Annotated in this window: 18 protein-coding genes; 13 read left to right on the plus strand and 5 right to left on the minus strand. The window is 42.0% G+C overall.

The features are described from left to right. The first annotated feature begins 11 nt into the window (after window positions 1-11). The 7 genes from atpB (at window position 12) to QUB04_RS10255 (ending at window position 5855) form a co-directional block, all read left to right on the plus strand. On the plus strand, window positions 12-770 hold the full coding sequence (gene atpB / locus QUB04_RS10225) for a F0F1 ATP synthase subunit A (protein ID WP_242717111.1): 759 nt from the start codon (window positions 12-14) through the stop codon (window positions 768-770). A gap of 128 nt (window positions 771-898) precedes the next feature. Continuing rightward, on the plus strand, window positions 899-1144 hold the full coding sequence (atpE, locus tag QUB04_RS10230; protein WP_242717122.1) for an ATP synthase F0 subunit C: 246 nt from the start codon (window positions 899-901) through the stop codon (window positions 1142-1144). Between the two features lie 97 nt (window positions 1145-1241). Then, window positions 1242-1727, plus strand: coding sequence for a F0F1 ATP synthase subunit B' (locus QUB04_RS10235; RefSeq protein WP_006631106.1), 486 nt, complete (start codon window positions 1242-1244; stop codon window positions 1725-1727). 86 nt (window positions 1728-1813) lie between these two features. Further along, complete coding sequence (locus QUB04_RS10240; protein WP_333225261.1) at window positions 1814-2341, plus strand: F0F1 ATP synthase subunit B; 528 nt, start codon at window positions 1814-1816, stop codon at window positions 2339-2341. Between the two features lie 3 nt (window positions 2342-2344). Next, window positions 2345-2890, plus strand: coding sequence for an ATP synthase F1 subunit delta (gene atpH / locus QUB04_RS10245; protein ID WP_333233762.1), 546 nt, complete (start codon window positions 2345-2347; stop codon window positions 2888-2890). A 111-nt stretch (window positions 2891-3001) separates the two neighbouring features. After that, on the plus strand, window positions 3002-4519 hold the full coding sequence (gene atpA, locus QUB04_RS10250) for a F0F1 ATP synthase subunit alpha (RefSeq protein WP_333037344.1): 1518 nt from the start codon (window positions 3002-3004) through the stop codon (window positions 4517-4519). Window positions 4520-4904: 385 nt separating this feature from the next. Then, window positions 4905-5855, plus strand: coding sequence for a F0F1 ATP synthase subunit gamma (locus QUB04_RS10255; protein ID WP_333283874.1), 951 nt, complete (start codon window positions 4905-4907; stop codon window positions 5853-5855). Window positions 5856-6150: 295 nt separating this feature from the next. On the opposite strand, the gene QUB04_RS10260 is transcribed toward QUB04_RS10255, so the two are convergent. Together QUB04_RS10260 and QUB04_RS10265 are read right to left on the minus strand one after the other, a co-directional pair. Then, entirely contained in the window at window positions 6151-6729 is a 579-nt protein-coding gene (locus tag QUB04_RS10260; RefSeq protein WP_333283876.1) for a Uma2 family endonuclease, read from the minus strand. 40 nt (window positions 6730-6769) lie between these two features. Then, a complete protein-coding gene (locus QUB04_RS10265; RefSeq protein WP_333145054.1) occupies window positions 6770-7072 on the minus strand; it encodes a DUF2442 domain-containing protein in 303 nt (100 codons plus the stop codon). A 63-nt stretch (window positions 7073-7135) separates the two neighbouring features. On the opposite strand from QUB04_RS10265, the gene QUB04_RS10270 reads away from it, so the two are divergent. Beyond that, window positions 7136-7504 carry a hypothetical protein gene (locus tag QUB04_RS10270; RefSeq protein WP_333145053.1) on the plus strand — a complete coding sequence of 123 codons (369 nt, stop codon included), beginning with the start codon at window positions 7136-7138 and terminating at the stop codon, window positions 7502-7504. A 35-nt stretch (window positions 7505-7539) separates the two neighbouring features. Here QUB04_RS10270 and QUB04_RS10275 read toward each other — a convergent pair whose 3' ends face one another. The 3 genes from QUB04_RS10275 to QUB04_RS10285 all read right to left on the minus strand — a co-directional run bounded on the left by QUB04_RS10275 (window position 7540) and on the right by QUB04_RS10285 (window position 8378). Then, window positions 7540-7752, minus strand: coding sequence for a helix-turn-helix domain-containing protein (locus QUB04_RS10275; RefSeq protein ID WP_106149042.1), 213 nt, complete (start codon window positions 7750-7752; stop codon window positions 7540-7542). Between the two features lie 146 nt (window positions 7753-7898). Further along, complete coding sequence (locus QUB04_RS10280) at window positions 7899-8111, minus strand: helix-turn-helix transcriptional regulator (protein ID WP_333145052.1); 213 nt, start codon at window positions 8109-8111, stop codon at window positions 7899-7901. Window positions 8112-8165: 54 nt separating this feature from the next. Continuing rightward, window positions 8166-8378, minus strand: a complete 213-nt coding sequence (locus tag QUB04_RS10285) for a helix-turn-helix transcriptional regulator (protein ID WP_333102803.1) — start codon at window positions 8376-8378, stop codon at window positions 8166-8168. Window positions 8379-8529: 151 nt separating this feature from the next. On the opposite strand from QUB04_RS10285, the gene QUB04_RS10290 reads away from it, so the two are divergent. The 5 genes from QUB04_RS10290 (at window position 8530) to QUB04_RS10310 (ending at window position 13353) form a co-directional block, all read left to right on the plus strand. After that, window positions 8530-9018, plus strand: a complete 489-nt coding sequence (locus QUB04_RS10290; protein ID WP_333283878.1) for a hypothetical protein — start codon at window positions 8530-8532, stop codon at window positions 9016-9018. A 349-nt stretch (window positions 9019-9367) separates the two neighbouring features. Further along, the gene (locus QUB04_RS10295; protein WP_333283880.1) at window positions 9368-10567 is read left to right on the plus strand and encodes a restriction endonuclease; all 1200 of its coding nucleotides are present in this window, start codon (window positions 9368-9370) and stop codon (window positions 10565-10567) included. Continuing rightward, window positions 10560-12158, plus strand: coding sequence for a hypothetical protein (locus tag QUB04_RS10300; RefSeq protein WP_333283882.1), 1599 nt, complete (start codon window positions 10560-10562; stop codon window positions 12156-12158). The genes QUB04_RS10295 and QUB04_RS10300 overlap by 8 nt, the downstream gene beginning before the upstream one ends. Continuing rightward, window positions 12155-12613 (plus strand): hypothetical protein, encoded by a 459-nt coding sequence (locus tag QUB04_RS10305; RefSeq protein ID WP_333283884.1) that lies wholly within the window; start codon window positions 12155-12157, stop codon window positions 12611-12613. The genes QUB04_RS10300 and QUB04_RS10305 overlap by 4 nt, the downstream gene beginning before the upstream one ends. Window positions 12614-12915: 302 nt before the next feature. Beyond that, window positions 12916-13353 (plus strand): CdiA C-terminal domain-containing protein, encoded by a 438-nt coding sequence (locus QUB04_RS10310; RefSeq protein WP_333283885.1) that lies wholly within the window; start codon window positions 12916-12918, stop codon window positions 13351-13353. Window positions 13354-13363 lie beyond the last annotated feature (10 nt).

Below are 13363 nucleotides of genomic sequence, written 5' to 3' on the forward strand. Positions count from 1 at the left end.
AAGCCCGTTGAATGGCAATGCTTGACGTTCTAAACACCTTTAATCGTTTCCCCCTCGCCAAATTGGAAGTTGGCCAGCAGTTGTACTGGCAACTCGGCAATCTGAAAGTTCATGGACAGGTTTTTCTAACCTCGTGGTTTGTAATTGCTGTTTTAGTCGTAGTTTCGATTTTAGGAACCAGCAAAATCCAGCGAATTCCCAGCGGAATGCAAAATTTTATGGAGTATGCGCTGGAATTTATTCGGGACTTGGCTAAAAACCAAATTGGGGAAAAAGAATATCGCCCTTGGGTACCGTTTATTGGTACATTATTTCTGTTCATCTTTGTGTCAAACTGGTCTGGTGCTCTAATTCCTTGGAAGCTGATTAAGCTGCCATCAGGCGAATTGGGAGCTCCTACCGCTGACATCAACACGACGGTAGCATTTGCACTGCTGACTTCTCTAGCATATTTTTATGCAGGTCTCAGCAAAAGCGGCTTGGGGTATTTCGCCCACTATGTTGAACCGGTGCCTTTCATGTTGCCGTTCAAAATCATAGAAGATTTCACTAAGCCTCTGTCCCTAAGTTTCCGTTTGTTTGGCAACATTCTTGCGGACGAATTGGTGGTCGGAGTGCTAGTCTTGCTAGTGCCTTTATTTGTTCCTCTGCCAGTGATGGTTCTGGGACTATTTACGAGTGCAATTCAAGCTTTGATTTTTGCTACCTTAGCCGCCGCCTACATAGGTGAAGCTCTAGAAGGCGGTCACGGCGAAGAACACCACGATTAACTAACGATAAACGGCGAAGAATGAAGGAGGAAAAATAAAATTTCTGAACTCAAACTTACTCCCGTTAAATCGGACAATTCTCTAGACTTTCTGTTCTCAATTTTGTACTTTAGATAAGGAAAATCATCATGGACTCAACAGTTGCTGCCGCTTCCGTAATTGCCGCCGCTTTGGCAGTAGGTTTAGCCGCAATCGGCCCTGGCATCGGTCAAGGTAATGCAGCAGGTCAGGCTGTAGAAGGGATTGCCCGTCAGCCGGAAGCAGAAGGTAAAATTCGCGGCACCTTGCTGTTGAGTTTGGCGTTCATGGAAGCGCTCACAATTTACGGTTTGGTCGTAGCCCTAGTGCTGCTGTTTGCCAACCCCTTCGCATAATAATTGGAAATTTTAGATTTGAGGTTTTGGCGATTCTAATCCAAAATCTCAAATCTAAAATCGATTAAGCGAATTAGATGGAAGCCGTCAAAAAATCATGATGCACTGGACAGTATTACTAGCAGTTGAAGAAGCGGCTAAGGAAGGGGGACTGTTTGATATAGATGCTACGCTGCCTCTGATGGCGGTGCAGTTTTTAATTCTAGTCGCAGTCTTGAATGTAATTTTTTACAAGCCGCTCAGCAAGTCAATTGACGATCGCGCCGATTACATTCGCAACACTCAAGTCTCCGCCCAAGAACGCTTGGCAAAAGCTCAGCAACTAGCGCAGCAGTACGAGCAAAAACTGGGAGAAACTCGCAAACAGTCTCAATCAGTAATTGCTGCTGCTCAAGCTGATGCCCAAAAAATTGGGGCAGCAAAAGTAGCTGAGGCTCAACAAGAAGCTCAAGTCGCGCGAGAAAAGGCTGGGCAAGAAATAGAGCAGCAAAAGCAAGAAGCAATGCGCTCACTAGAACAACAAGTAGACGCGCTCAGCGGCCAAATTCTCGAAAAGCTATTAGGGCAGTCGCTGGCCAAATAGCGAGCCGAAGAGTTTTAGATTTTTGATAGAATCTCAAATCTAAAATCGCTTCACCCAATCTGCACGCGCAATTATGGAAGAGTATCATGGGGACTGTTTTATTGCTAGCCACAGAAGCTAGCGGCGAAGGTGGTTTCGGTTTAAATTTCGATATTTTAGAAACCAACCTGATTAACCTGGTCATTATTATTGCAGTGCTGTTTTATTTCGGGCGCGGATTTGTAGGTAAAATCCTGACAGAGAGGCGTTCGGCCATCCAAGAGGCGATTCAAGAAGCAGAAAAACGCCAAAAAGATGCAGCAGCAGCTCTAGCAGAGCAACAGCAAAAACTGACTCAAGCGCAAGCAGAAGCCGAACGAATTCGTGCCGCTGCTGAAGAAACTGCCAAGAAAGCAAAAGAAACAATTCTAGCTCAGGCAGCGCAAGACGTTGAACGCATGAGAGCAACAGCAGGTCAAGAGTTGGAAGCGGAGCGGGAAAGAGCGATCGCCCAACTGCGATCGGCGGTTGTATCTCTGGCATTAGCAAAGGTGGAAAGCCAGCTAAAAACTAGCTTAGACGACAGCGCTCAACACCAATTAATCGATCGCAGCATTGCGTTACTGGGAGGCTAAAACGTGAGTACAGTCAGCACAGAAGTCTTACAGCCTTACGCATCTGCCTTGATGTCACTGGCTCAGTCCAACAATCTCTCAGAGAAGTTCGGCGAAGATATTCGTTCCTTGCTGAGCCTGCTAGAAGGTTCGGAAGACTTGCGTCAATTTTTAGCCAATCCGCTGATAAAACCGGATGCTAAAAAAGCCGTAATTGGGCAAATAGCGGGTGAAGAAATGAGCCCCTTGATGCACAGCTTTCTGAAGCTATTAGTAGACAAAGGAAGAATTCTTTTTTTAGAAGGAATTGGCAAACAATACTTGGCAAGGCTCCGAGAACTAAACCAAACAGTATTGGCTGAAGTTACATCGGCAGTCCCGCTTTCAGACGCTCAACAGCAGACTGTTCGCGAGAAAGTGCAGGCGATGACCAGCGCTAGAAGCGTAGAAATTGAAACCAAAATAGACGCAGATTTAATCGGCGGTGTGGTAATCAAAGTAGGCTCTCAAGTAATTGATGCCAGCCTGCGGGGACAATTGCGCCGTCTAGGAATTCGCTTGAATTCCTGAGAGTTAATAGCTGATGACTATTAGCTAATTTAATTAGCAGTTAACGGTTGGTAGTTTTGAACAACTGATAACTGACAACTGACAACAAACAACTGACAAAAAACAACTGACATGGCAGCAATCAGACCTGACGAAATTAGCAGCATTATTCGCCAGCAAATTGAACAGTACGACCAAGACGTAAAAGTCTCTAACGTCGGTACTGTTCTGCAAGTAGGCGACGGCATTGCCCGGATTTATGGCTTGGATAAAGCCATGTCTGGAGAATTGCTAGAATTTGCCGACGGCACCGTGGGTATTGCACTGAACCTCGAACAAGATAACGTGGGTGCAGTGTTGATGGGCCAAGGCCTCGGCATTCAAGAAGGTTCGGCAGTTACTGCTACTGGCAGAATTGCTGAAGTCCCCGTGGGTGAAGCAATGTTGGGACGGGTAGTTGATGCTTTGGCCCGTCCGATTGACGGCAAAGGAGAAATTAAAACTACTGAATCTCGCTTGATTGAATCTCCGGCACCGGGGATTGTTTCTCGCCGTTCTGTTTACGAACCGATGCAAACAGGAATTACCGCTATTGATGCGATGATTCCGGTGGGAAGAGGACAGCGGGAACTGATTATCGGTGACAGACAAACCGGTAAAACTGCGATCGCGATCGACACGATTATTAACCAAAAATCGGAAAACGTGATCTGCGTTTACGTGGCGATCGGTCAAAAAGCTTCTACAGTAGCTAACATCGTCAACGTCCTGCAAGAAAAGGGCGCGATGGACTACACGATCGTAGTAGCAGCCAACGCTAGCGACCCCGCAACCCTGCAATACTTGGCTCCCTACACAGGTGCTAGCTTAGCCGAGTATTTCATGTACAAAGGCAAGCACACTTTGGTCATTTACGATGACCTTTCCAAACAAGCACAAGCTTACCGCCAAATGTCTCTGTTGCTGCGCCGTCCTCCCGGTCGCGAAGCTTATCCCGGAGACGTGTTTTACCTGCACTCTCGCTTGCTAGAACGCGCTGCTAAATTGAGCGACGATTTGGGCGAAGGCAGCATGACTGCTTTGCCAATTATCGAAACCCAAGCTGGTGACGTTTCTGCTTACATTCCGACGAACGTAATTTCGATTACCGACGGTCAAATCTTCCTTTCTTCTGACTTGTTTAACGCTGGTTTGCGTCCCGCAGTAAACCCTGGTATTTCGGTATCGCGGGTAGGTTCGGCGGCTCAAACTAAGGCTATGAAAAAAGTAGCCGGTAAGGTGAAACTGGAATTGGCGCAGTTTGAAGAACTGGCAGCATTTTCTCAGTTTGCTTCTGACTTGGATAAAGCTACTCAGAATCAATTGTCGCGCGGTCAGCGCTTGCGGGAACTGTTGAAACAGCCGCAAAGTTCGCCTCTGCCGATGAACGAACAAGTGGCTGTAATCTATGCCGGTATTAACGGCTATATGGATGACATTCCAGTGGAAAAAGTCAGCAAGTTTACTGTTGGTTTGCGCGACTATTTGCGGACTAGCAAGCCGAAGTACGGCGAAATTGTTCAAGGCGGAAAGGCTTTGACTGATGAAGCTGAGAAGCTGCTGAAAGAAGGCATCACTGAATACAAGCAAAGTTTCTTGGTTTCTGCGTAATTAGTCATTAGTCATCAGTCATTAGTCATTGGTCATTAGTTAAGTCACAGATCCCCCCTAGCCCCCCTTAATAAGGGGGGGACAAGAGCATTCAAAGTCCCCAGTTAAGTCACAGATCCCCCCTTAGCTTGCCCCCTACTCAACCCCTACTCCCCCTTAATAAGGGGAGTAGGGAGGGGGTGGGACAAGAGCATTCAAAGTCCCCCTTCTTAAGGGGGATTTAGGGGGATCGAGACTTTGAAAAAAACGAGAGATACAGGTGGTTTCGGTCTTAAGTTGACACGAAGAAGGACACGGTGCCGTGTATCTACCGTAGCTAAGCTTAAAAATTGATGACTAGGAACTAAAAACTCGGAAATAAAGGCTAAGAACTAAGGAGAAAGTTATGGCAAATCTGAAAACTATTCGCGATCGCATTAAGTCGGTCAAGAACACTAAAAAGATTACAGAAGCAATGCGCTTGGTGGCCGCCGCTAAGGTGCGCCGCGCTCAAGAACAGGTGACTGCTACTCGACCTTTTGCCGATCGACTGGCAGAGGTATTATACGGTTTGGCGGAACGCTTGCAGTTTGAAAACCTGGATTTGCCGCTGCTGAAAAAACGCGAAGTGCGATCTGTGGGACTGTTGGTAGTTTCGGGCGATCGGGGTTTGTGTGGCGGCTACAACAGCAACATCATCAGATACGCCGAAAATCGCGCTAAGGAAATCAAAGCTGAAGGCTTAGACTACAAATACGTGTTGGTAGGACGCAAAGCTACTCAGTATTTCCAGCGCCGCGAACAGCCGATCGATGCTACTTACGCTAACTTAGAACAAATTCCCACAGCACCGGAAGCCGCGCAAATTGCTGACGAATTGCTTTCTTTGTTCCTGTCGGGAACTGTGGACAGAGTTGAGCTAATTTACACCAAGTTTGTGTCCCTAATTAGTTCGCGTCCGGTAATTCAAACTTTGCTACCCCTCGACCCCCAAGGTTTGGAAACTCCCGATGATGAAATCTTCCGCTTGACATCGCAAGGCGGACAGTTTCAAGTATCGCGCGAGAAGGTTGCTTCACCTATGAAGAGCTTGCCCAGAGACATGATTTTCGAGCAAGATCCGGCGCAAATTCTGGAGGCTCTTTTGCCCTTGTATTTGAACAACCAATTGCTGCGGGCTTTGCAAGAGTCTGCTGCTAGCGAGTTGGCGGCGCGGATGACGGCGATGAACAATGCTAGTGAGAATGCTAGCGATTTGATCGGTAGTTTGACGCTGACTTATAACAAGGCGCGGCAAGCGGCAATTACTCAGGAAATCCTGGAAGTTTGCGGCGGTGCTGAGGCTTTGAATGGTTAGGTTAGGGTTGACAATTTGTTAATTTTATGGTATGCGTCTGAGGGAACTCAGGCGCTTTTTTTTAGTAAAAATACAAAAAAATTCGACGATCTAAACTTACCTTGAGATATCCCACATTCCGCACGGAGACTGTCACAATCGTTTTTTTCGGGAGTTGGATCGAAAATTAAGTTTTTTTTTATACAAAGATACCGATCACTCGTGGCAACGATCGGCAGTTTCAGGCGATCGAATAACCAAAATTCGTAGTGTGCCAGTTGGGGGTGCGGAATGTGGGATGTATGGTGGCAATAATTTACCTGTTCATTAGTTGAGAAATATGGATGGTAAGATCGGGAAAAGCAAGGGGTTCAATGGTGCCCGTTCGGAAAGTATTTCGCTGCTGGTAAAAATCGCCTTCCGGGAAGCGAAACACAATTAATTGTCGATCGCGCAGGTTAACAACCCAATATTCTTGAATTTCGGCTGCTGCATAAATCTTGCTTTTTTCCTCTAAGTCTTTAGTCAAACTGGAATCAGCATATTCAATCAGCCAAAAAATGTTTTCTGGATATGGGTGATGTTCCAGATAGATATCGTTGAGAGGTTGAACGACGGCAATATCGGGTTCTGGTTCTGAGTTATTTGGCAGAGTAATCGGTCTGGCTTCGCGAATTTGGGCTCTCGTAGATAATGCGACTCGCAATCGGTTGGCAAATCGATCGCTAAAATAAGTATGCGCCGTTCCTTCGGGTACCATTTCGACTATTACTCCATTTAGTAATTCGACTTTGCGATCGTTTAAAATGCCGGCTTCGATCATTTTATGGTAGTGATCTATTGTCCATTTTGCTGTAGTTAATGTCATCGCGATCGCTCCTTGCTTATATCTCACTATGACTTTTTGCTGAATTAACTTATTTTAGGCGATATACTCAGGTTCTATCGGATTTTTTACGTTCTTCTAACCACCGCTGAAATGACTTCTTACTTTCTCCAGATGGTTTACCGAGAATAATATTTTTGATGCTAATGTCTTCGTCAATATCAGGCCAGTGGATTCCATCATTTCCACCAATAAATCGCCAATTATTGCGTTCCTTTGGTGTGCTATGCAATAGCCTAGGATACCAAGCTAAAGGAACAGAAATAGTACGACCATCGGATAGATCGACTGTTAGCGCGTCGTCTGTAACAACTACGTTTTGTGCTTGGGGGATTTCTAGCAACTCAACCATTAAAAAAGTTATTATTTCAGGATATGTGGCAAGATTACCAAGATTAAAGGAAAGGGAGGAAAAATGGCCAAAAAAATCTGGATTGTCTACAAAACCGAAAGCATGAGTGCTCCCGGCTGGGAACAACGTCAGCTTATGCCGAGGGGCGGTCTCACTAATATACTTTGGGAAAATTGGACTTGGGAAGAAAACCCAGAAATTCCTCAAGTAGGGGACAAAACCCGCGATTATGAAAATTTATCTGACCCCGGTAATGGAGTCACCCACGGGAAAGATGGAGATTGGGTAGTTACTCGCGTTCAGCAGTTTTCTGCTTCTGATACTGAGGAGCGAATTGTGGTGTGTTACTGTTCTTACCAACCTGTTACATCGGATTGGGAAGCGCTACAACAAAGCGTGTCTGTCAATCAGATGCTAGCAACTGTCGAGTAATATTGACTGGATAATTAGTTCGTAAAAGCGATCGCTCACTCCTGCACAATTTCCACCAAGTCTTCAATCATCACATCAAAGGTTCGGGCCAATTTGTGTATGGAAATGAAGTCAATGGTGGACACTCCCGGACAGCGGGCGTAGTGTCTGACGGTGCTGTAAATTACTCCCGATCGCTCTGAAACTTCTTTCAGCGTCCAACCTTTCTCAGCAGCGAATTCTCTGACTTTTAGCCTGACTAAACCCATACTTGACAAATGATGGTGTACCATCATAGGATAGTTTTATCCCAAAAAGCGATCGCCCCAAGGTCTGCACAACTGACGGTCGATCGCCGATTCAAATCCCTTGAAAAAGGATTTATCTATGATATTAGCCTGGTTTCAGCCAAAAGCTACTCTTTGACGACCTCAACCAAATCTTCCACCATCACGTCCAAAGTACGTGCCAACTTCAGCAGACAAGTAAAATCAACCATTGCCATTCCCGGAGAACGTGAATAGGTGGTGAGTCTGCTGTAAATGACTCCCGATCGCTCAGACACCTCTTTGATCGTCCAGCCCTTCTCAGCAGCAAATTCTTTAACCCGCAATCTAATTAAACCCATTGACAAAAAACTAGATTTACTCTGGGATAAAATTTTATCGTAAAGAGTGATCGCTCACTCCTGCACAATCTCATACAAATCTTCGATCAACACATCAAAAGTCCTCGCCAACTTGTGCAAGGCTGTCACGTCAACTGTTGCTAATCCGGGCGATCGGGCATAGGTTCTCAGCGTGCTGTAGACTACGCCCGATCGCTCTGAAACCTCTTTGATCGTCCAGCCTTTCTCAGCAGCAAACTCTCGAACCCGCAATCTAATTAAACCCATAACCTCTTGACAGATGATTGATATAAGTCATACAATTATACTGTAAAAAGCGATCGCCCCTAGGCCTGGAAAACTCAAGGACGATCGCCTATCAAAGTTCAAATCCCATCAACTGGGATTTATTAACCATCTGAAATTCCCATCAAGTGGGATGTACCAACCATTGAAAATTCCCATCAAGTGGGATGTACCAACTATGTTAGCAAGCTTTCGACCAAAATCAACCCCCAGACACAGATTGAGCCGGTTTGTGACGAAAGAGGCGATCGCGCGGCTGCTGAAAATCAAGGTAGAACAAATATATCGCTTCGAGTGCTGGGCGCATATCCTGTACGTGCACGCTAAAGGGATGAGTCGGTTTGTGAGTTATGCCGACTTTCCGCCAGTTTTGGGAGTGGAATCGCCCTCTGGTTTAGATTTTGGTTATTGGAAGCGCCGGATAGCGAGTCAGAAAGAGAGACACGCGCCGGATTTTTGGGTGGATTTCTATGCGGATAGATTTCAGAAAGCTGTTTGTGTTTCTGAATTGTTGGAGTGGGGAAATTTGGTGGGGGTGATTAAATTGATGTTAAGTGCGATCGCCCTGGAGTCGCTGCGAAAGGTTTATGCACAAGAGAAATCTTTGCTGGAACATTTCTAAATGCTGTCTGAACTCTTGTCCCCCCCTTGTTAAGGGGGCTAGGGGCGATCGCGCTCCCTTAGCCCAATTCTTAGCCCAAGTCAGAAACGCAGGCAATGAGGGGGCGAAGGTTCGGCTATTCTTTGAATTGGCAGAGAAATTTTGCGATCGCGTTGGTGAAGGATAGCAAGAAGGCGGTTCTAGGACTTATCACAGAAGTCAGAAGGCAAATTCAATAATTGCATTTTACTTATGACTCCAAAACCGCTATAATCTCTTAAGAATATGTTTTTTCACTAAGATGGTTGTGTTTTGACTGTCTTGCGAGCGCCAATATAATTATCAATTTCCCAAAAAACGATTAGACCTTATGCCCAATAGTCCCATTCAAAAAATTCTTTTCGGAAGCCCCGGAACAGGCAAAAGTTATAGAGTTGAAAATATAATAATTCCTGATGAGTTGAAGATAACTGACCAATCAAATATTATTCCAACTGTGTTTCACCCAGAATACACCTATGGTGATTTCATGGGTAAACTGATGCCATTAACTGACGATAGTGGCAAGGTTGAGTATAAATACTACTCAGGACATTTTTTAAAAGCACTAGCTAAAGCATACAAAAATATAATAATAAGCTGTATTAAGTATGAAAAGGATAAAAAAGAAGTAACAGAAGAATACAAGCAAGAAATCGGAAAAACCCGTCAAGAAGATTTCTCTATCGAAGAAAGGTCTACTCTAAAACAAAAACATAGTAAGATAATCAAACAACCCGAAAATGTTGTTTTGGTCATTGATGAAATTAATAGAGGTAACTCAGCAGCAATTTTTGGTACTGTATTTCAACTTCTTGATAGAAACAAAAACGGTTGGTCACAATATCCAATAACAATTTCAGATTTAGAAAAAACTGGATTGTTGCAAGCAATAAGCTTTAAACAATATTTTCTTTCTAAAGACAAGGGATACTCATTTGAGTATGATGGAGATTCTTGTAAAGAGGAAACTTACAATAAATATCTTGACTATATTTTCAGCGATTTAAGCGAAGAAAAAAGGGTTAGACTTCAAGAATGCAAAATTAAATTGCCCCCAAATCTATCATTCTTGGCTACCATGAATACGTCTGATAACTCAATCTATTTCATGGATAGTGCCTTTAAACGTCGTTGGGATTGGGAGTTTGTAAATATTGAGGATGACAACCAAAGAAACGTAGTGTCCAGCAAAAGAGTAAAACTTTACAACAATGATACTTGTGCATGGAATGATTTTGTTGATAAGTTAAATGAATTCATCCGCAGTCATTACAAAACAGTCAGGAAAATTGAGGATAAACAGATTGGTTACTTCTTTATTAATGAAGAAATTATAACGGAAGAACACATCAAAAATAAATTGATGTTCTTTATCTGGGATAGTGTTTTTAGTAACAATCGTAAGCCTTTGACTAAACTTTTGGGAATGACTGAAAGAGAAAGAGATTTAGTTACATTTGGACAGTTTACCCAAAAAGATGTTGTTCAAAAATTTGTTAAAAAAGTAATTGATTTTGTAAATGTTTGACCTCAGTAAAATAGATATCATTAAAACCGATCAAGAACGTGGCAACAGTAGCTATTCGTTCGTCGGTCTTCAGAGAAATAAGGAAACTGATCGCTTAGAGTTTTGGCTTCCGTTAGGATTTGATGATTTTGATCATACAGATTTTAACCTAGTCAAAGGTTTCTTCTTCAAGATGTACCGAACGTTCAAAACGTATCTGCAAAGAAAACAGAATGATATGCAGAGCAAAGACATAACTATTGATAGAGACGGAATTATTGAAAATGAAAACGGATTTAGTTTTATTAATGAAAATAATGAACAGGTAGTTTTTTATGGCAAACTAAATTCGTTAGATAAAATAATTGAGGGGTATGATGAATTGCGAATTTCGTCTTTAGAAAAAAAACAAATGAGAAGCCCCGAAATTGACTACTCAAAGATTCATCGGTATATGCACCAAGCTATCTATCTTGATAAGGATGTGATTTATATTGACGAAATGAATATTGCTAAAAATATTTTAATCAAAGAAAGTCCGCCAATTTTACAACTTTTTTGTTTTATTTACACCGAAATCAAAAGAGAGTTGGAAGAATTAGAAAATATTTCCGATAGGGCTGCCGAGCTTGCCGAGGAGTTTAAAGAAAACTATTTGCAACCTAACAGTAGTTTATTTGGCGAAGATACATTTGCCGAAACCGTAGATATTTTGAGGGAAACACTAGAAGATATTGACACTAAAACAGCCTATAAAGATGATGATTATTGGCATTTTTTTGAAGCAGTAGAGGCATTTTTATACGGAGAGCGACAAGAAGATAATAAAGGTATTTACTGGGGTTTTAGCAGTTTCTATGATATATGGGAGGATATGTGCCAAACTTATGTGCTCAATACACCTGAATATAAAAAAAGAGCAATGTTTGCAGATATTGGAGGATATCTTGAACAATTCCCAAATGAATACCCCATTAATCCATTTGAATTGAAATTAAATAAGTTTACAAGAGTACGTTACTTGCGTCCTGATTTAGTATTGAAAGAGAAAGAAAACCAAATAGAGAAGTTTTATGAAGCCACTTCAATAGGTTTGCAAGAAGGCAAGCCAGCCTTTCGAGTAAGACTGGTAAAGCTTTCCCTAAAAATAAGTTATCCAGAAATCTTCGATAAATATATGAAACTTTCTCGGAGTGAACCAAATAAACCAAGTACGGTAAATATTCGACCTAGATATATGTTTAATGAAGATTTAGAATTTTTTAAAGAATTTTTAAAGCAAACTGTTGGCTCCTCTATTAAAATTATCGACTACAAGTATATGCGTATTTGGGATTATGAAAGGTACTCACAAAACTATATTGATAATAATGGTGAGAACAAAGTAAAAGATGATATACAGAAACAGTTAGTCTATGAATGGTCGGTACAGCAGAATTGGGAGGTAAAAACTGAAAGTGAGTTTTGGATACCTTATTTCTCTAATGATCCGTTAGAGTTTGAAAAGAGACATCCAGTAGATAATACTTACTTTAACAAAAGCCAGATTAAACTGGTGAAAATTAATTTCAAAACACTTCAAGATTTTTATATTAAGCAAGGATTGGTATGATTAAACATAATTCTGCGAGTAGTGTTATCAGTATTTTTAATCCAGTTGTTTCACTAAATCCGCAAGTTCGGCAAATAGTGAATGAAGAGTTTATTTATCCAATTTTAGATAATTTTTTTAAAGATAAAGGAGGAATTAATTCTTATGAAGAGTTAGATCCTGATAAGATTCAAACTGAAATTGAGTTTAAAAAAAAGGATACCATAGAAAGCTATGTAAAATCCTATGTTTACAAAGAAGTGATGAATACAATAAGTAAAAATGATGATGGTACGATAAATTTCAAGCCCAGATATGTTGTTTCTTTTGACCAAGACTTAACAAACTTTCAAGAAAAAAGGGGTATCAAATACGGAGAATTGAGACTAGGAAACGCGGCTATTTTATATTTTATTTATATTGATTTACAGGAACTCATACGATTTATCAAGAATATTCCAATTGATGTAAGATAATGTGACATAAACCAAGGAAAATATAGCGAGTGAAATAGTATCAATAGAGAGCTTAGAACTAGGAATTACAGACTTTAGGCAGAAAGGAGTTGACACAAGTAATGCTGATATCCAATGTCGAGTAATTTGTGACTAAAATTGCCGATAGCAAAAAGATTGAGGTTCAAGTTTTGGTCAATGAATGGCTGAGGAATAACATTAAACTAATTCAAAGTATTGACTAAGTGAGAAACCCGGTTCTTTTTCTCAAGTGACTTGGCTCATAATGTGCGATAATTCACCAAAATTTTAAATAACCAAAAATGGTGAATAACGGGACTAACCAAACCCCTGAGCAAAATTCGGCTAATTGTGGCAGTATTGATGAATCAGAAAGAGCTTTTGCTGCAACCGAAAGAGCCATCGCGGAATTTCTGGAAAAAGAGGGAAAAAATGTTAAAGCCTTGGTAGAAAAAACCGATGGAGGTAGAAATCCCGATGCTGAGGTAGATGGAAAATTCACTGAATTCAAAAGTCTAGATGCCGGTGCTACAAGCGCGACAGTAAAAAATCAGATCAACAACTCGATTAGACGAGGCGGACAGGCTAGGGATATAATTATAGATGCTAGGGTGTCTGGGTTGATAGAGGCTGAGGCTGAACGAGGTTTGCAGAGGGCGAAAAATATTACACGCGGAAAAATTGATAGCGTCCGAATTATTGGCGATATCTATGACATCACTTTTACTGAGTTTCAATAAAGGAGGTTTT

The sequence above is a fragment of the Microcoleus sp. D2_18a_B4 genome (genome assembly GCF_036702475.1).
Classification (GTDB): Bacteria; Cyanobacteriota; Cyanobacteriia; order Cyanobacteriales; family Microcoleaceae; genus Microcoleus.